Source organism: Vibrio hepatarius (assembly GCF_043642085.1).
In the GTDB taxonomy this organism is placed as follows: Bacteria; Pseudomonadota; Gammaproteobacteria; order Enterobacterales; family Vibrionaceae; genus Vibrio; species Vibrio hepatarius_C.
The window spans coordinates 35,701-51,763 of the sequence record NZ_JBHZSA010000015.1; the positions used below are offsets into that span (position 1 = coordinate 35,701).

A 16,063-nucleotide genomic window follows, 5' to 3' on the forward strand; every position below is an offset into this window, starting at 1 on the left:
ATGCATAGACTCATCTCTCTCAATAATCCGCGTATGGCGCAGGCCTTTATCGATTATATGGCCTCACGTCAGATTGATATTCAGATGATGCCTGAGGGAGAAGGGCAATTCGCATTATGGCTAACGGACGGCCAACATCAGGTTGAGGCTCAATCCGAGCTCGATCACTTCCTCGCCAACCCTAATGCCAGCAAATATCAAGCTGCCTCTTGGGATATGGCAGAGTCACGTAAAAGTCACTTTAGCTACAATTCACCGAGTATGTTGGCGATGATCAAAGCCAAAGCGGGGCCGATGACCTTATTGGTGATGTTGGTGTGTACGGTGATCTTTGTCTTGCAGCAGCTTGGTATGGGCAATGCCATTTTTCAGGCGTTACACTTTCCAGCTCTTGCGGGTCAAGAGTGGCAACTGTGGCGCTGGTTCGGCCATGCTTTATTGCATTTCTCGGTGATGCACATCGCCTTTAACTTACTCTGGTGGTGGCAGTTAGGGGGTGATATCGAGCAAAGGTTAGGTTCAACCAAGCTGATTCAACTGTTTTTGGTTTCAGCGGCTTTGTCGGGCGCAGGACAATACTGGGTCGAAGGGGCCAACTTTGGTGGCTTATCCGGTGTGGTCTACGCCTTGGTCGGCTACTTATGGATGCTAGGCTACAAAGCACCGCAAGTCGGTCTGAGTATGCCTAAACCTATTATTGGCTTTATGTTGGTGTGGTTGATACTTGGCTTTATGCAGCCGTTTATGGCCATCGCCAATACTGCCCATTTAGTCGGTTTGTTATCTGGCGTGGTGTTTGGCTTAGTCGATGCAAGTCGAGTCAATGCCAAACAATAGCTAATAAAAAAGCGGCGTTGAGCGCCGCTTTTTTGTATCACGAGTTTACTTGAATCATTGGTATAAGTACTTGGTAAACAGTAAGTCAGCAATGATGGTTTTACCGGTTTCTGGCAGTAAGGTTTCATTGAGTTGGCTCACAAGGGTTTTACGTAAGTCTTCACGCCCTGCTAATGAAGTAATGGTATCTTCGGACTGTTTGCCTAATAGCTCAATCACCGCATCACGAATCAAAGGTTGGTGTAGCTCGATGATTTTTAAATCGGCTTCACTGGCAACCATGATATCGATGCGCACTTGGATATAACCGAGCTTTTTACCTTTGGTGTAAAAGTTGGTGGTTAAATCAGGCTCAAGGGTAAAATAGGCTAACTGAGGGACAGACTCTTCTTCTGCAAAAGTCGGCAAACTAATAACAAGGCTCAAGAGGCAAAATATTTGGGCTAGGTAACGTTTAATCATATTTATAACTTTTCTTTCTTCCAATCACGATATTCGAATCGCCTGAGTCTTGTTACAATGGAGCATCTATTTGTAATAAAAATGCGTTAAGCACTCGAAGTAGTGGTTAACATCAGAGATCGAAGCTTTATTGTACGATGATAAGGCTACTTATTGAATACTAGTATGAATCAATCGACTGCGCTTTATTTATCAGCTTTACGCCAGACTAAATGGCAAGACCCTGATAATTTTAGCTTTCCTACACAAAGTGCAAAAAAATGGTTATTAGAACAGGGCTCATTGTCACGTTTATTAGAGTCTTATTGCCAATCTTTGAATGTAGATCTACTCCATAACAAAATTGTCAAAGCAGAGAAGCTGAACGACCAAGAAATCTCCCTATTAGCACAAGAGGCGTGTTTACTGCGTAAAGTTGTGCTTAAAGGTGACGGTCAAGCTTGGGTGTTAGGTCGTACCCTAATTCCTCAATCTTCCATGCAAGGCCAAGAATTCGATCTGGCTCAGCAAGGTGAAATTCCGTTAGGGCTAACCGTCTTTAGTGCTAATGATGTTAAACGAGACGCCCTTCAAGTAGGCGTTGTCGAAGTGAATCACGAAGTGTTACTCGCGCGTCGTTCCCGTTTATGGATGAACCATAAGCCGATGCTCGTTGCTGAGTTGTTTTTGCCTACCGCGCCCATCTATACACAGGAGAGTATTTAAATGACCTCGGACAAGGCTGTCGCGTATTGGCAGTTAATGCGAATGGACAAACCTATCGGGACCTTGCTATTGCTTTGGCCAACCTTATGGGCGTTGATTATCTCTGCTCAGGGCATCCCTGATTTTAAAGTCCTGCTGGTATTTGTGCTTGGGGTTATTTTTATGCGTGCCGCTGGCTGCGTAATTAATGACTTTGCTGATCGTAAGGTTGATGGACACGTTAAACGCACTAAGCAGCGCCCGTTGCCATCGGGACGTGTTAGCTCGAAAGAAGCGATTGGTCTATTTTTAGTTCTCGCGATTAGCTCATTCGTGTTGGTCTTGAGCATGAATTCGCTGACGATTCAGCTCTCATTCGTTGGTCTAGTGCTGGCTTTTATCTATCCATTTATGAAGCGCTTTACTCATCTACCACAGCTCTTTTTAGGCCTGGCATTTAGCTGGTCAATCCCAATGGCGTGGGCGGCGCAATCTGGCGAAGTGCCGATGATGGTGTGGTTTATCTTTGCCATTAATGCCTTATGGACGATTGCTTACGATACTCAGTATGCAATGGTTGATCGAGATGACGACCTTAAGATAGGGATTAAGTCGACTGCGATTCTGTTTGGCCGCTTCGACAAGATGGTGATTGGTGTCTTGCAGTTGATCACTTTAGCCATGCTGATGTTTGTTGGTACTTGGTACCAGCTCGGTGCAAGCTACTATTGGAGCCTATTGATGGTCGGTGCACTGTTTGTATTTCAGCAGCATTTGATTCGTCACCGCGAGCGTGACTTATGCTTTAGAGCGTTCCTCAATAACAACTATGTCGGCATGATAGTCACCATAGGTCTGTTTATCGCATTCTGGTAATAAAAAAAGGGCATCCATTGGATGCCCTTTTTGATTTTCAAAGCGAGTAATCTTATTACGCTTGCTTAGCTTCTACCGCTTGGTAGATGCTCTCTTCAATCGTTAAGCGTACTTCAGGGTAGAGCATTGAGTAGAGTAGCGAAGCCAGCTGCTCATTCTTAGCACTGTCACTGTTACCATCAACATCAAGGTAGGCTTGCTGTTTTAGCGTGGTAAACAGAGCAGAGAATACCCCTTTGTCGAAGAACTCAGGCGCATTAATACCATGTAGGCGACCAAGTCGCTGAGCGATATCTTGGCTCTTAAGCTCTAAGTCAGATTTACCCAGCTCTGGGTTCGCTACCAACAGATTCAGTGCAATTGAGTAGCGCTGCAGAGTTTCTGTGATGGTACGACCGAGCAGAACAAGGACTTGGCTGTTAGCGGTGTTGATTGACACTTGCTGTTCACTATTGATGGTCACTAAGCCTTGGCCAGCCAGCTCTTCAATATACGCTTCGGTTAGCTGAGCTAAGTTTTCTTCTTCAACACTCAAGAACAGTTCTTGTTTCAAGAATGGGTAAACCAACGCCACATTCTGCTGGATCTGCGCTAGTGATAGCTGTTGGTGACGCACAAGCATCTGAGCAATCAACGACGGCAGGGCCAGTAGGTGAATGATGTTGTTACGATAGTAAGTCATCAAGATCGATTGGTTACGATCGAGAGAGACAATATCACCCATGCTGTCCGCTTCGAGCATGAACTTATCCAATGACTCCGCGTGCTTAACCAAAGATTCAGCATCATCTTGCGGCACGGTATAAGTCGATGAATACGGAACATTTTTCAGAATCGAAAGGTAGCAGTCGATCTGATTGACTAAGCTGTCACGAGAGAGCGCACGTTGGCGAGAAGCAAGCAATGCAGTGGCACACAGTGTTAGTGCGTTGGTTGCTGCCGCGTCATTAATGTGCGTCATCATCTTAGTGGCAAGATCGTTGACCACAGGGTTTAACCATTGTGGTTTGCTAGAGCCCATAGGGTCGATATCTTTGGTCCACTCAGGTGCTTGCTCATTGAGGTATTGGTTAAGCGGAATTGGCTCACCGAAGTTCACGTAGCCTTGACCAAAGTTACGTAGCTTACGAATAGTACGCAGTACTAAACTCGCGTTCTCTTTCTCTTTGCGCTTACCACGTAGCTCTTTGGCGTAAGTCGCGACTTCCATCACGTGCTCATAGCCAATGTAGACAGGCACTAGCGTCACTGGACGGTTAAGACCACGCAGCATCGCTTGAATCGTCATCGCCAGCATGCCGGTTTTCGCTTGGAGCAAACGACCAGTACGTGAACGACCACCTTCACTGAAGTATTCCACTGAATAACCTTTAGCAAATAGCTCAGCTAGGTACTCACGGAAGATCGTCGAGTAAAGTTTGTTGCCTTTAAAGCTACGACGGATAAAGAACGCACCGCCACGACGGAAGATAGGTCCAGCAGGGAAGAAGTTTAGGTTGATACCCGCAGCGATATGCGGTGGCACCATGCCTTCTCGGTATAGAACATAAGAAAGCAGCAAGTAGTCCATGTGGCTACGGTGACAAGGTACGTAGACAATCTCATGACCATCTTGAGCCAGTTTACGCACAGTCGCGGCGTTAGTGATGTTCAAACCTTGATAGATACGGTTCCACAGCCAACCCAGCAGACGTTCACCATTTTTAATCAGTGAGTAAGAGAAGTCAGCGGCAATCTCATCCATGATTGCTTGCGCTTCTTTACGCGCTTTCTCTATCGGAATGTTTTTCGCTTTTGCTTCATCTTCAATCGCTTTTTCAATCGCTTTTGACTGCATTAAGCGATCAAACAAAGCTTGGCGACTTGGTAAGTTAGGGCCTGATGCGGCGAGCTTCTGACGCGAGAAGTGAATACGAGCCACGCGTGCCAACTTGTGGGCAATTGAAGTATCAGTACCGTGTGAGTCCGCCATGTAACGCAGTGACACCACTGGGCTAATGCGCACTAAACAGTCACGGCCTGCCAGTAGCATCGCTTTAGCTTTTTGTGGCCCATTTAATGATTGCAGATATGGCTTTTGCTGTGACTCTTTACCCGGCTTACGCCCCCACAGCACAGTAGTTGGAATGACTTGAACATCCAACTCACTATCGAATTTGTGTAGTTCGAGCAGATCAGAAAATTGGGTGATCGAATCGCTCGGCACGTCTTGGTCGTTACCCATGACGGTTTGGCGATAAGAGGTGAAAACGTAGCGGTTAAATTGCTTACCATTAATTTCCACCGCTTCAAGTGGATCAGGTAGACCTAGTTTCATTACCTGAGCTTGCAGCGCGAGTAAGTCGACATCTGAGCGGTATGGCAAAGCGTAGACAATAGGCTTGTTTATATCAATGCTATGATCTTCAATAGGGTTTGAAGGAATTGTGGTCCCTTTCACTAACACTGACATCGGCAGTTTTAGTAAGGAACGCGATAACATTCGTCCAGAAGACATAAGGTTCTTAGCCTCGAAATAGATGTTTTGCATAAGCGCATTTCCATTTCTCTAACTATAGAAGTGGGAATGCACCCAAGCGGGTATTTTTATAGCCGGCAAGGATAACAGAAACTGGTCGAACCTTTTACTTATAATTGATTATGAAAACATCAATCTTTGTTCTGAATGAATTGTTTGCTAAATAAAATAGAGAAAAGAGCTTGAAGCCAAAAACGACACATGGATTTAAACGGCTGAGAAATGCCACCCGCTACTCATGCCAAGGATTAAGAGCCGCGTTTAAACATGAGCCTGCTTTTCAAGAAGAAATTATCCTCGCATCCCTGATGATTCCCGCGGCATTTTTTATTGCTGACAGCCAGCTTGAGCGCATTCTGCTGATCGCGACAGTGGTGATGGTATTAATCGCGGAGTTGTTCAATAGTGCCATTGAAGCTGTGGTGGATCGGGTTAGTGAGGAGCACCATCCGCTATCTGGACGAGCCAAAGATATCGGCTCCGCAGCGGTTATGGTGACCATGTTATTGGCGGGTTACACCTGGCTAGAAATCCTATTTTTCTAAACTCACCAAAAAACAATCAATTGGCTTTTCATTTAACCAATTACTGGATATACTCACAGTTAACTGTATAAAAAGACAGGTGACTTATGAAGCCGTTAACGCCCCGCCAACAACAAGTTTTTGACCTGATCAAAAACAAAATTGAATCGACTGGTATGCCGCCAACTCGTGCTGAAATTGCACGTGAACTCGGCTTCCGTTCAGCCAATGCTGCTGAAGAACATTTAAAAGCGCTTGCTCGTAAAGAAGCGATTGAAATCATTCCTGGTGCCTCTCGTGGTATTCGTATCTTACTAGAAGATGCGGCCAACGATGAAGAAGGTTTACCATTGATTGGTCAAGTAGCCGCAGGTGAGCCGATCCTGGCTCAAGAGCACGTAGAAACTCATTACCAAGTCGATCCGAGTATGTTCAAACCACAAGCGGACTTCTTACTACGTGTTAACGGTGAGAGTATGAAAGACATCGGTATTATGGATGGCGATCTACTTGCAGTGCATAAGACGCAAGATGTTCGTGATGGACAGGTTGTCGTTGCACGCGTTGATGATGACGTAACGGTGAAGCGTTTAGAGCGTAAAGGCTCAACGGTATTACTGCATGCAGAAAACGAAGAGTTTGCACCAATTAAAGTGGATTTGACCAGTCAGCACCTAGCGATTGAAGGTTTAGCTGTTGGCATTATTCGCAACACCGATTGGATGTAATCTCTGTTTGAGATAAGTTCTCACTTGTTGATTTTGTAATTGATATTCATTATCATCTAATTTCTGGCTACAGAAGGAAGATGATAATGGCCGCCAATCAAACATCAGCTAAACATCGCTATCAAATACCCAGTAATTTACTGAAACCCTTATGGCTTCGTAGCCGTGAAAGTTTGGTTGATAATGGCTTGGTGTATGACCCTATCGCTGCCCGCGCGTGTCAGCGTTGCCAATTAGCACCTGAGTGCTTTTCTGGTGACATCGACCAAAAACAGCTCCTTCACGCCACCCTTACCCAATTGTGCGATCAGCACGTTTCCGACTTTATTAAACGTAATCCAGATGGCTGGATCGTTAATGTTGGCGCTGGATTAGATACCCGTTTTTACCGCGTCGATAATGGTCGTTGTCATTGGCTCGAACTTGATGTCACGGAAAACCTACTTTGGCGCCAGAAACTGTTCCACAACAGTGAACGCTATCATCATGTCTGCGGTAGCGTTGATGATTTAAGTTGGCTTGAGCAGCTACCAGTGCCAGAAAAAACTCCGCTGATGATCGTGTGTGAGCATGCATTACTCGATTGCTCAGAAAAACAGGTCGCGAAGTTCATTCAGGCTTTGGGCTGTCATTTTGATAGTGCGCGCGCCTGCATCGTGTTGGCGGGCGACCTTACCCATACCAAGCTAGGTCAGAAACTTGGCTCCGATCATTATGGTCATGGCTACAGCGCGCCGGGTGAGGCGATGCTGGGTTATTTACCATGGGCACGCTGGGCAAAGACCTATCAACCTTTAGAGCAAAACTGCGGGCGATGGAAGCTTTGGCAGCGCTGGCTCAACAAAGTTAACTTCTTAAAACAACGTTTAACACCAGTAGTGGTTCAGCTTCGCTGGTGATCCCGTTACACTTGCCATTCAATCTTTATTCGAGTGGCAACGTGCAAATACTTCAGACTCTCTCCAATCGCGATGTGCACAAACAAGTGCTACTGCTCGCGATCCCTATGGTTCTCTCTAACATTACCGTTCCGCTGTTGGGCTTGGTCGATGCTGCGGTGATCGGTCACCTTGACCACGCTTGGTATCTCGGTGGTGTGGCTCTGGGAAGCACGATGATCAGTGTGACCTTTTGGCTACTCGGTTTTTTACGTATGTCGACCACGGGTCTAGCGGCGCAATCTTATGGTGCGACTAATAAGCATCAATTGGGGCTGGTTTTTACTCAAGGGATGGCGATGGCTTTGGGCTTCGCTGGGTTGTTTCTCTTATTCCACCAGGCCATTGCGGACTGGGTATTTAGCTTTAGTGATGCCAGTGACAAGGTAAAACACTACGGTGAACAATATTTCTCAATTCGTGCCTGGAGTGCACCAGCGGCATTAGCCAATTTTGTTCTACTCGGCTGGCTACTTGGGACACAAAATGCCAAAGCGCCAATGTGGATGGTGATTATTGCCAACGTGACCAACATAGCGCTAGATGTGCTGTTTGTGATTGGCTTTGGTTGGAAAGTCGAAGGGGCGGCGCTGGCCTCCGTCATTGCCGACTATACCGGGATGAGCTTTGGTCTGTGGTGTGTATGGCGCAAGTGGCATCAAGATAATTTACCTCCACTACTTGGCTTAATTAAAGATACCACTAATGGCCTCAGTCGATTTGTGAAACTTAACCGCGACATCTTTCTGCGCTCACTGTGTCTGCAAATGACCTTTACCTTTATGACCTTCCAAGGTGCTAGCTTTGGTGATGAGATTGTCGCTGCCAATGCGGTGTTGATGAGCTTCTTGATGATGATCTCCTACGGCATGGATGGTTTTGCCTACGCGATGGAAGCAATGGTGGGTAAAGCGATTGGTGCCAAGGACCCCAATCAACTTAATCAATCATTGATTGGTACTTTCTTCTGGAGTTTGGTGATTTGTATCGGACTGACTATCGCCTTTGCGTTTGCGGGATCGAGCCTGATCAGCTTGATCACGGACATTGAAACTGTTCATGCCATTGCGCTCAATTATTTGCCTTGGCTGGTGGCAATGCCACTTATCTCGATGTGGTGCTTTCTGCTTGATGGCATTTTTGTCGGCGCGACCAAAGGCAAAGAGATGCGCAACAGTATGTTTTTCTCTACCTGCGCCTTCTTTATTATCTTTTACTTCGCAATGGGCTGGGGTAACCATGCGCTGTGGTTGGCAATGCTGAGCTTTATGGCAATGCGCGGCGTGACACTTGGTTTGATATTAACTCGCCAGTGGCGCAGAGGAGAGTTCCTCGTTTAATAGATGATTGTTAATGATGAACCGGGCTATAGGCCCGGTTTTTTTGTTTATCGAGGTTATTATTACGTATGTGTAAAAATGATTTTCGATTTGATGGGATTATCATTTACTGTGAAACGCCTAAAATGGCAACCAACAAAACGACGCAGAAGTGAGACGAAAGCTCTACTACGCTTACTACGTCATCTTAAATACCTATTTGAAGGAAACATCCAATGACACTTGAACTCAAACCAGGTCAAACTCATATCCAATCAAAAGCAATGGTTGCTTGGGCAGCTGGCGAACCTCTAAAGCGTGAAACGGTTGATGTTGAACTACCTAAAGCAGGTGAAGTTCTTGTTCGTATCGTAGCGACTGGTGTTTGTCACACTGACGCTTTCACACTATCTGGTGACGATCCAGAAGGTATCTTCCCTTCGATTTTAGGTCATGAAGGTGGCGGTATTGTTGAAATGGTTGGTGAAGGCGTGACTAGCGTTGAAGTTGGTGACCACGTTATCCCACTTTACACCGCAGAATGTGGCGAATGTAAGTTCTGTAAGTCTGGAAAAACTAACCTTTGTCAGGCAGTGCGTGAAACTCAAGGTAAAGGTCTAATGCCAGATGGCACAAGCCGTTTCTCTATCAACGGTGAGCCAATTTACCACTACATGGGTTGTTCAACTTTCTCTGAGTACACGGTACTACCAGAAATCTCACTAGCGAAAGTAAACAAAGAAGCGCCACTTGAAGAAGTTTGTCTTCTAGGTTGTGGTGTGACGACTGGTATGGGTGCGGTACTTAACACAGCTAAAGTTGAAAAAGGCGACACAGTTGCTGTATTCGGTCTAGGCGGTATCGGTCTTTCTGCAATTATCGGTGCTCGTATGGCTGGTGCAAGCCGCATCATCGGTGTCGACATTAACGAAAGCAAATTCGACCTAGCGAAACAACTTGGTGCGACAGACGTCATCAACCCAATGAAATTCGACAAGCCAATCCAAGACGTTATCGTTGAGATGACTGACGGTGGTGTTGACTACTCATTCGAATGTATCGGTAACGTAAACGTGATGCGTCAAGCACTTGAGTGTTGCCACAAAGGTTGGGGTGAGTCTGTAATCATCGGTGTTGCTGGTGCAGGTCAAGAGATCTCTACTCGTCCATTCCAACTAGTGACTGGTCGTGTATGGCGTGGTTCTGCTTTCGGTGGTGTTAAAGGCCGTTCAGAACTTCCAGAAATCGTAAACCGTTACATGGCAGGTGAGTTCGGACTACAAGAGTTCATCACTCACACAATGGGCCTAGATGACGTAAACGAAGCATTCGAACTAATGCACAAAGGTGAATCTATCCGTACTGTCCTACACATGGATAAGTAATTCACTTAGGTCTCTTATTGGCTCACTGTCCTGTCGATAAGAGACCGTCTGTTCACCCAGACATCTTTTTCGCCACCTTTCGCCCGGGAGGTGGTGACATTCCCTTTGTTAAGAGTGTCTTTACCTGCGCTTTTAACAAAGTGAATGCCTTTTAATTGAACCGTCAGCTTTATGGAGCCTATTCAATGACTATCGAAAATATTAGCCAAGCCAAAGTTGCTGGTGGTTGGCACAAACAATACACACATGACTCTGTAACGCTGAACTGCAATATGCGCTTTGCGATCTTCTTACCGCCAAACGCATCGAAAACCAAGCCAGTACCGGTTCTTTATTGGTTATCAGGTTTAACTTGTACCGATGAAAACTTCATGCAAAAAGCAGGAGCCTTCCGCCGAGCTGCAGAGCTGGGTATTGCTATTGTTGCACCAGACACTAGCCCTCGTGGCGAAGATGTCGCTGATGATGAAGGCTACGATCTTGGTCAAGGTGCGGGTTTCTACCTTAATGCGACGCAAGAACCTTGGTCACGCCATTACCATATGTATGACTACGTGACAGAAGAGTTGCCAGCACTGATCGAAGCTAACTTCCCAGTATCACGCATTAAGTCGATCTCTGGTCATAGCATGGGCGGTCATGGTGCGTTAACCATTGGTCTTAAAAATGCTCAGCGTTACCGCTCAATTTCAGCATTCAGCCCGATCAGTAACCCAATGCAATGTCCTTGGGGTCAAAAAGCATTTAATGCTTACTTGGGTAATGACTTCGAAACGTGGAAGCAGTACGACGCAAGTGAATTGCTTAAACAAGCGCAAGCAAAACTACCAATTTTGGTTGACCAAGGTGATGCCGATAATTTCTTAGTCGAGCAACTTAAACCTGAAATGCTTCAAGCTGCGGCAAAAGAGCACGACTCAGATGTGGAAGTTCGTATTCAACCTGGTTACGACCACAGCTACTACTTCATATCTAGCTTTATTGATGAGCACCTAGAGTTTCACGCTGCTTACTTAAATCAATAACCCGAATTCATTGATGAGCCTGCGCTTAATCGGTGCAGGCTTTTTTGTGCCTAAAAACAGCCCTTGCCGCGTAAAATTAATAATAGGAAGTCGTATTATGAGTTGGTTTTTCTTACTAATGGGCGTGATGGCCGAAGCGCTTTCACACGTTGCACTAAAAGCAACGGATGGGTTTAGCCTTTCTAAGCCGTTGCCTGCTGCTATGGTCATTGCGGGTCACTTAGCTGCTTTTCTGTTTTTAGGCCAAGCGATGAAGGATTTGCCAGTTGGTATTGTCCATTCATTATGGGCTGGATTGGCGATTGTCACCGTTAGCTTAATCTCGACCTTTGTTTATCGCCAACATCTTGATACTACTGTCTGGGTCGGTATGTTACTGATTGCCGCTGGAGTTGTATTGATTAACCTCTCTCAAGGCCATAGTCATTAACGTACTTATAGATAATAAAAAGCCGCACTGAATAAAGTGCGGCTTTTTTGGTTTGTGACAATATTTAGAACAGGCGATTTAAGCCATTCAACGCCGCAACACGGTACGCTTCCGCCATAGTTGGGTAGTTGAACGTGGTGTTAACGAAGTACTCGATGGTATTCGCTTCGCCTTTTTGCTCCATGATCGCCTGACCAATGTGAATGATCTCAGCGGCACGCTCACCGAAACAGTGAATACCAAGAATCTCTTTGGTTTCACGGTGGAATAGAATCTTCAAGCTGCCAATGTCTTTGCCGGCAATCTGTGCACGAGCAAGGTGTTTAAATGAAGAACGGCCAACTTCGTAAGGCACTTTCGCTGCGGTTAGTTCCTGTTCCGTTTTACCCACTGAGCTGATTTCTGGAATGGTGTAGATGCCGGTTGGAATATCTTCAATAAGATGGCCTTCAGCTTGGCCTTTGTTAATTGCCTGAGCAACAAATCGACCTTGGTCATAAGCGGCACTTGCAAGGCTAGGGTAGCCAATCACATCGCCCACTGCGTAGACATGGTCAACTTCAGTTTGATAGTTGCCATCGACTTTTAGCTGGCCACGCGAGTCTGCTTCTAGGCCGACAGCTGCTAGGTTTAGTTTATCTGTGTTACCAGTACGGCCATTGGCGTAAAGAATACAGTCGGCACGCATTTTCTTGCCAGATTCTAGGTGAACAATCACACCATCTTCAGTGCCTTCAATCTTCTCAAACGTTTCATCATTACGAATCACCACACCACTGTTCCAGAAGTGATAGGAAAGTGCATCTGACACTTCGTTATCTAAGAACGCCAGTAGACGGTCACGGGTATTGATCAGGTCTGTTTTGACCCCTAAACCACGGAAGATAGAAGCGTATTCACAACCGATGACGCCCGCACCATAGATAATGATATGTCGAGGGTCGTGTTTAAGGCTCAAGATCGAGTCGCTGTCGTAGATACGTTCGTGGGTGAAATCAACGCCTTCAGGTTGATATGGACGCGAACCAGTAGCAATGACAAAACGGTCTGCGCTGTACGTCTCTTCAGTACCATCGCTTTGCATGACAGCAATGGTGTACTTATCAATAAAACGCGCCGCACCAAAAATCAGTGAGCACTGGTTACGATCATAGAAGCCTTGGCGTAGACGAGTTTGTTTATCGATGACAGATTTGGCATGACCAAGGATGTTCGAGAAGGTTGAATGTAGGCTGGTATTGTTATGACAGAACAGAGGGTTGTTATTGAACTCGATAATACGACTAACCGCGTGGCGAAGTGCTTTTGAAGGTATGGTACCCCAGTGAGTACAACCACCACCGACGCTGCTCTCTTTTTCCACAATGGCGACATTTAGCCCCGCTTTGGTTAATCCCATCGCTGCCCCTTCACCACCTGGGCCACTACCAATAACGATTACATCAAAGTGGTTACTCTCCACCATAGCTTCTTCCTTGTTATATTGTCTTAACATTGCTGTAGCGAGATTTTAACTGATTCCGCTGCAGCGTACACCAAAAGCACACTAGGAGAGTCGGCGGGATCACGTAGAATCAAGCAAATAGATTAAAGGGTATGTCGTATGTCTCTAATTAAGAGCGAAAAGATTGAAAAATCAACGGAACTCGGTTTAATTGCCTCTCGAGCGTCAAAGCGAGAGATTTTGGGTTATCTCCTTAAGTCAATCGTTGTATATTAATGACCATCGAAGTACGAAGTAGAAAACGAATATGAAATCCATGGGAATCCGAGCACAGCAGAAAGAGAAAACACGTCGTTCTTTGATTGATGCTGCGTTCAGCCAACTCAGTGCCGATAGAAGTTTCTCCAACTTAAGTTTACGTGAAGTTGCGCGTGAAGCTGGCATTGCTCCTACCTCATTTTATCGCCACTTTAAGGATATGGATGAGCTAGGTTTGACCATGGTAGATGAAGGTGGTTTGTTGCTGCGTCAGTTGATGCGCCAAGCTCGCCAACGCATTGTCAAAGAGGGCAGTGTGATTCGTACTTCGGTTGAAACGTTTATGGAGTTTATTGAAAGTAGCCCTAACGTGTTCCGACTATTATTACGTGAGCGCTCGGGTACTTCATTTGAATTTCGTACTGCGGTTGCAAGAGAAATGCAGCACTTTGTGGCCGAGATGACCGAATACCTGATCAGTACAGGTATGGCTCGTGATGAAGCGTTTACCCAAGCGGAAGCGTCAGTCACTTTAGTTTTCAGTTCTGGCGCGGAAGCGTTGGATCTTGGTGGGCATGAGCGAGATGAACTTGCCGAGCGCCTAATAATGCAATTGCGAATGATAGCCAAAGGGGCTTTCTGGTATCGCAAAGAACGTGAACGTAACCGATTAAAAGGTGGGATAGATTAATGTCGAATGAAATAAACCAAGTTAATCGTGGTTCTGAGAAAAAAACGCTCGTACTGGCACTGGTTGCGGGTATGTGTGGTGATGCAATGTTGTCTTGGCTGACAATGAGCGAAGTTTCTTTCTCTATTTTTCCACTGATTGCGCTTGTTCTATCAGTACAAGCTCTTTATCAAGAATACCTAAACAACCCAGTATCTGAAGATATTCCGCTCGTTGGCCTAGCGTGTTTCTTTGTTGGTGCCTTTGGCCATTCTGCCTTTATCAAGGCGCAGCACCCAGACGCTGGCTCAAATATGTTAGCCATCTTTATCACTCTAGGCTTACTGGTGTGGGTGGCAAAGAAATTAGGTTTCTTAACCCCATCTTCTGAAAAAGCACAATCTTAAGCTTTAAAACGCAGAAATAAAAAACGAGCCAAATGGCTCGTTTTTTTGTTTTGACGTTTTTTGTTTTGAGTAGTTACGCTTTGCGTTCTAGCAACACGCCCGCTTCCATATGGTGGGTAAATCGAACCTTTAATCCGCCAAAGTCTATAGAGTTATATTTTTTGAACTTAAATTGATGATTTTTATTGATTTTTGTAATCGTATTGTCCGGTGGAGTCCAAAGCCGTACAATAGAAACTCGACGTTTGCCGTACCCCACGCCGTACCCAGAAATGTAGAGGTTTTCCAACGATGACGAAACGAATCAGTACCAATGCAACGTTGCAAGCATTGAAGCCACAGGATAAGGAATACTCGATCCCCGATAAGAAGGTCGAAGGATTGAACATTCGAGTTCGTCCAACAGGCACAATGACTTGGATCTTTCGTTTTCAAGTAGGGAAGAAACACGAAAAAATCTCTATGGGTCGATACATTAAGATCAAACCAGAGCGCGGGATGACATTGGATCAGGCGCGAAAGGAAGCGGGTCGTTATCGTAGTTGGTTGGAGAATGGTAAGAACCCAAAGGTTGAGTTGGATATCGAGAAACGAGCGCAAGATGAGGCGAAGACCTTTGACGATGCGTTTATTAGCTTCGATGAAAAACGTCTTTCAAAACAGCTTCGTGGTGACCAGTCGAGGACCATTTACTATCGAGATATCAAGCCGATTCTCGGTAGCATCAAATTGGCTGATTTGAGCATATATGACCTTAACCGGGTCTTTGATGCGAAGGTCGATAAAGACGGTAAGCGTATGGCGGGTGCTATTGGGGTTTGTCATAAAATCATCAATCAAGTGATTAACCATGCCCTAGCACTAAATATGCTTGATACTCATCCTGCACCACAGTTGAAAGCAAAAGACGTTGGCGGCGGCTCTAAAGTAACAAAACGTAATTTAAGCTTTTCAGAGTTAAAGATTCTGTTAATGAGTATGCCGTCATGGCGTACAGATCCCTCTAACATTCGTTTAATGCAGTTCTTACTTGGTTGTGGACAGCGAATTAGTGCTGTACTAGAAATGCGTTGGAGTGAGTTAGATTTTGAAGAGGGAACTTGGCTGTTACCAGCCAGCTCAGAAGAACGACACACTAAAAGCCAAGATGCACGTAAAGTGCCTTTAAGTGGCTATTTGCTTACACTTCTAAAAGAGCAGCGTGACAGCGTGCCAAGTAAGTGGAAGTTGGTATGGCCTCAGCTAATGGTCGATAAAGTGCAAGAACCTGCGGCAGTACGAGCATTGATCAAACGTAATCTACCTATCGATTTTGAGCGCTTTTCACCTCACGACTTGCGCCGTACCTTTATCAGTCGTTGTAGTGAAATGGGGTTAGATATCGTAGCGATTGAAAAGACAGTCGGCCACCAGCTTCCAGGTATGCTCAGAGTCTATAACCATCATGATTATATCGATGAGCAATTGAAGGTTCTGGAGGCATGGGGCAACAAGTTGCAATCGTTGATGCAAGCCAATGTGCATCCATTACCCTCAGCTAATATGGCTTAGAAATATT

Annotated in this window: 16 protein-coding genes; 13 read left to right on the top strand and 3 right to left on the bottom strand. The window is 45.6% G+C overall.

Features of this window, described 5'->3' with window-relative positions; translation table 11 throughout:
- The gene (gene glpG, locus ACHUFZ_RS19210) at window positions 1–837 is read left to right on the top strand and encodes a rhomboid family intramembrane serine protease GlpG (RefSeq protein WP_394128398.1); all 837 of its coding nucleotides are present in this window, start codon (window positions 1–3) and stop codon (window positions 835–837) included.
- A 54-nt stretch (window positions 838–891) separates the two neighbouring features.
- Here the strand turns inward: glpG and ACHUFZ_RS19215 are convergent, their stop codons facing one another.
- Entirely contained in the window at window positions 892–1,299 is a 408-nt protein-coding gene (locus ACHUFZ_RS19215; protein WP_394128399.1) for a flagellar basal body-associated protein FliL, read from the bottom strand.
- A gap of 165 nt (window positions 1,300–1,464) precedes the next feature.
- Here ACHUFZ_RS19215 and ACHUFZ_RS19220 point away from each other — a divergent pair, with 165 nt between their 5' ends.
- Together ACHUFZ_RS19220 and ubiA are read left to right on the top strand one after the other, a co-directional pair.
- Entirely contained in the window at window positions 1,465–2,004 is a 540-nt protein-coding gene (locus ACHUFZ_RS19220; protein WP_394128400.1) for a chorismate lyase, read from the top strand.
- On the top strand, window positions 2,005–2,859 hold the full coding sequence (gene ubiA / locus ACHUFZ_RS19225; RefSeq protein ID WP_394128401.1) for a 4-hydroxybenzoate octaprenyltransferase: 855 nt from the start codon (window positions 2,005–2,007) through the stop codon (window positions 2,857–2,859).
- Window positions 2,860–2,914: 55 nt separating this feature from the next.
- On the opposite strand, the gene plsB is transcribed toward ubiA, so the two are convergent.
- Window positions 2,915–5,356, bottom strand: coding sequence for a glycerol-3-phosphate 1-O-acyltransferase PlsB (gene plsB / locus ACHUFZ_RS19230; protein WP_394128432.1), 2,442 nt, complete (start codon window positions 5,354–5,356; stop codon window positions 2,915–2,917).
- A gap of 203 nt (window positions 5,357–5,559) precedes the next feature.
- Here plsB and ACHUFZ_RS19235 point away from each other — a divergent pair, with 203 nt between their 5' ends.
- From ACHUFZ_RS19235 to ACHUFZ_RS19265, 7 genes are all read left to right on the top strand, one after another.
- Window positions 5,560–5,922: a diacylglycerol kinase gene (locus tag ACHUFZ_RS19235; protein ID WP_394128402.1), complete on the top strand. Its 363-nt coding sequence runs from the start codon at window positions 5,560–5,562 to the stop codon at window positions 5,920–5,922.
- 86 nt (window positions 5,923–6,008) lie between these two features.
- A complete protein-coding gene (gene lexA / locus ACHUFZ_RS19240; protein WP_394128403.1) occupies window positions 6,009–6,629 on the top strand; it encodes a transcriptional repressor LexA in 621 nt (206 codons plus the stop codon).
- Window positions 6,630–6,715: 86 nt separating this feature from the next.
- Window positions 6,716–7,528 carry a class I SAM-dependent methyltransferase gene (locus ACHUFZ_RS19245; RefSeq protein WP_394128404.1) on the top strand — a complete coding sequence of 271 codons (813 nt, stop codon included), beginning with the start codon at window positions 6,716–6,718 and terminating at the stop codon, window positions 7,526–7,528.
- A gap of 41 nt (window positions 7,529–7,569) precedes the next feature.
- Window positions 7,570–8,907: an MATE family efflux transporter DinF gene (gene dinF / locus ACHUFZ_RS19250; RefSeq protein ID WP_394128405.1), complete on the top strand. Its 1,338-nt coding sequence runs from the start codon at window positions 7,570–7,572 to the stop codon at window positions 8,905–8,907.
- Window positions 8,908–9,122: 215 nt separating this feature from the next.
- Window positions 9,123–10,271 carry an S-(hydroxymethyl)glutathione dehydrogenase/class III alcohol dehydrogenase gene (locus ACHUFZ_RS19255; protein WP_394128406.1) on the top strand — a complete coding sequence of 383 codons (1,149 nt, stop codon included), beginning with the start codon at window positions 9,123–9,125 and terminating at the stop codon, window positions 10,269–10,271.
- A 185-nt stretch (window positions 10,272–10,456) separates the two neighbouring features.
- Window positions 10,457–11,296 (top strand): S-formylglutathione hydrolase, encoded by an 840-nt coding sequence (gene fghA / locus ACHUFZ_RS19260; RefSeq protein ID WP_394128407.1) that lies wholly within the window; start codon window positions 10,457–10,459, stop codon window positions 11,294–11,296.
- 97 nt (window positions 11,297–11,393) lie between these two features.
- Window positions 11,394–11,726 carry a DMT family transporter gene (locus ACHUFZ_RS19265; RefSeq protein WP_394128408.1) on the top strand — a complete coding sequence of 111 codons (333 nt, stop codon included), beginning with the start codon at window positions 11,394–11,396 and terminating at the stop codon, window positions 11,724–11,726.
- A 64-nt stretch (window positions 11,727–11,790) separates the two neighbouring features.
- Here ACHUFZ_RS19265 and sthA read toward each other — a convergent pair whose 3' ends face one another.
- On the bottom strand, window positions 11,791–13,221 hold the full coding sequence (gene sthA, locus ACHUFZ_RS19270; protein WP_134837266.1) for a Si-specific NAD(P)(+) transhydrogenase: 1,431 nt from the start codon (window positions 13,219–13,221) through the stop codon (window positions 11,791–11,793).
- Window positions 13,222–13,477: 256 nt separating this feature from the next.
- On the opposite strand from sthA, the gene fabR reads away from it, so the two are divergent.
- The 3 genes from fabR (at window position 13,478) to ACHUFZ_RS19285 (ending at window position 16,056) form a co-directional block, all read left to right on the top strand.
- Complete coding sequence (fabR, locus tag ACHUFZ_RS19275; RefSeq protein ID WP_004417952.1) at window positions 13,478–14,119, top strand: HTH-type transcriptional repressor FabR; 642 nt, start codon at window positions 13,478–13,480, stop codon at window positions 14,117–14,119.
- The gene (locus ACHUFZ_RS19280; RefSeq protein WP_134837265.1) at window positions 14,119–14,505 is read left to right on the top strand and encodes a YijD family membrane protein; all 387 of its coding nucleotides are present in this window, start codon (window positions 14,119–14,121) and stop codon (window positions 14,503–14,505) included. Before fabR ends, ACHUFZ_RS19280 begins: the two co-directional genes overlap by 1 nt.
- Before the next feature lie 291 nt (window positions 14,506–14,796).
- Window positions 14,797–16,056, top strand: a complete 1,260-nt coding sequence (locus ACHUFZ_RS19285) for a tyrosine-type recombinase/integrase (RefSeq protein ID WP_394128409.1) — start codon at window positions 14,797–14,799, stop codon at window positions 16,054–16,056.
- Window positions 16,057–16,063: the final 7 nt, after the last annotated feature.

Coding starts and splice junctions, on each gene's coding strand:
- glpG (WP_394128398.1), top strand. CDS start 1: ATGCATAGACTCATCTCTCTCAATAATCCGCGTATGGCGCAGGCCTTT.
- ACHUFZ_RS19215 (WP_394128399.1), bottom strand. CDS start 1,299: ATGATTAAACGTTACCTAGCCCAAATATTTTGCCTCTTGAGCCTTGTT.
- ACHUFZ_RS19220 (WP_394128400.1), top strand. CDS start 1,465: ATGAATCAATCGACTGCGCTTTATTTATCAGCTTTACGCCAGACTAAA.
- ubiA (WP_394128401.1), top strand. CDS start 2,005: ATGACCTCGGACAAGGCTGTCGCGTATTGGCAGTTAATGCGAATGGAC.
- plsB (WP_394128432.1), bottom strand. CDS start 5,356: ATGTCTTCTGGACGAATGTTATCGCGTTCCTTACTAAAACTGCCGATG.
- lexA (WP_394128403.1), top strand. CDS start 6,009: ATGAAGCCGTTAACGCCCCGCCAACAACAAGTTTTTGACCTGATCAAA.
- ACHUFZ_RS19245 (WP_394128404.1), top strand. CDS start 6,716: ATGGCCGCCAATCAAACATCAGCTAAACATCGCTATCAAATACCCAGT.
- ACHUFZ_RS19255 (WP_394128406.1), top strand. CDS start 9,123: ATGACACTTGAACTCAAACCAGGTCAAACTCATATCCAATCAAAAGCA.
- fghA (WP_394128407.1), top strand. CDS start 10,457: ATGACTATCGAAAATATTAGCCAAGCCAAAGTTGCTGGTGGTTGGCAC.
- ACHUFZ_RS19265 (WP_394128408.1), top strand. CDS start 11,394: ATGAGTTGGTTTTTCTTACTAATGGGCGTGATGGCCGAAGCGCTTTCA.
- sthA (WP_134837266.1), bottom strand. CDS start 13,221: ATGTTAAGACAATATAACAAGGAAGAAGCTATGGTGGAGAGTAACCAC.
- fabR (WP_004417952.1), top strand. CDS start 13,478: ATGAAATCCATGGGAATCCGAGCACAGCAGAAAGAGAAAACACGTCGT.
- ACHUFZ_RS19280 (WP_134837265.1), top strand. CDS start 14,119: ATGTCGAATGAAATAAACCAAGTTAATCGTGGTTCTGAGAAAAAAACG.
- ACHUFZ_RS19285 (WP_394128409.1), top strand. CDS start 14,797: ATGACGAAACGAATCAGTACCAATGCAACGTTGCAAGCATTGAAGCCA.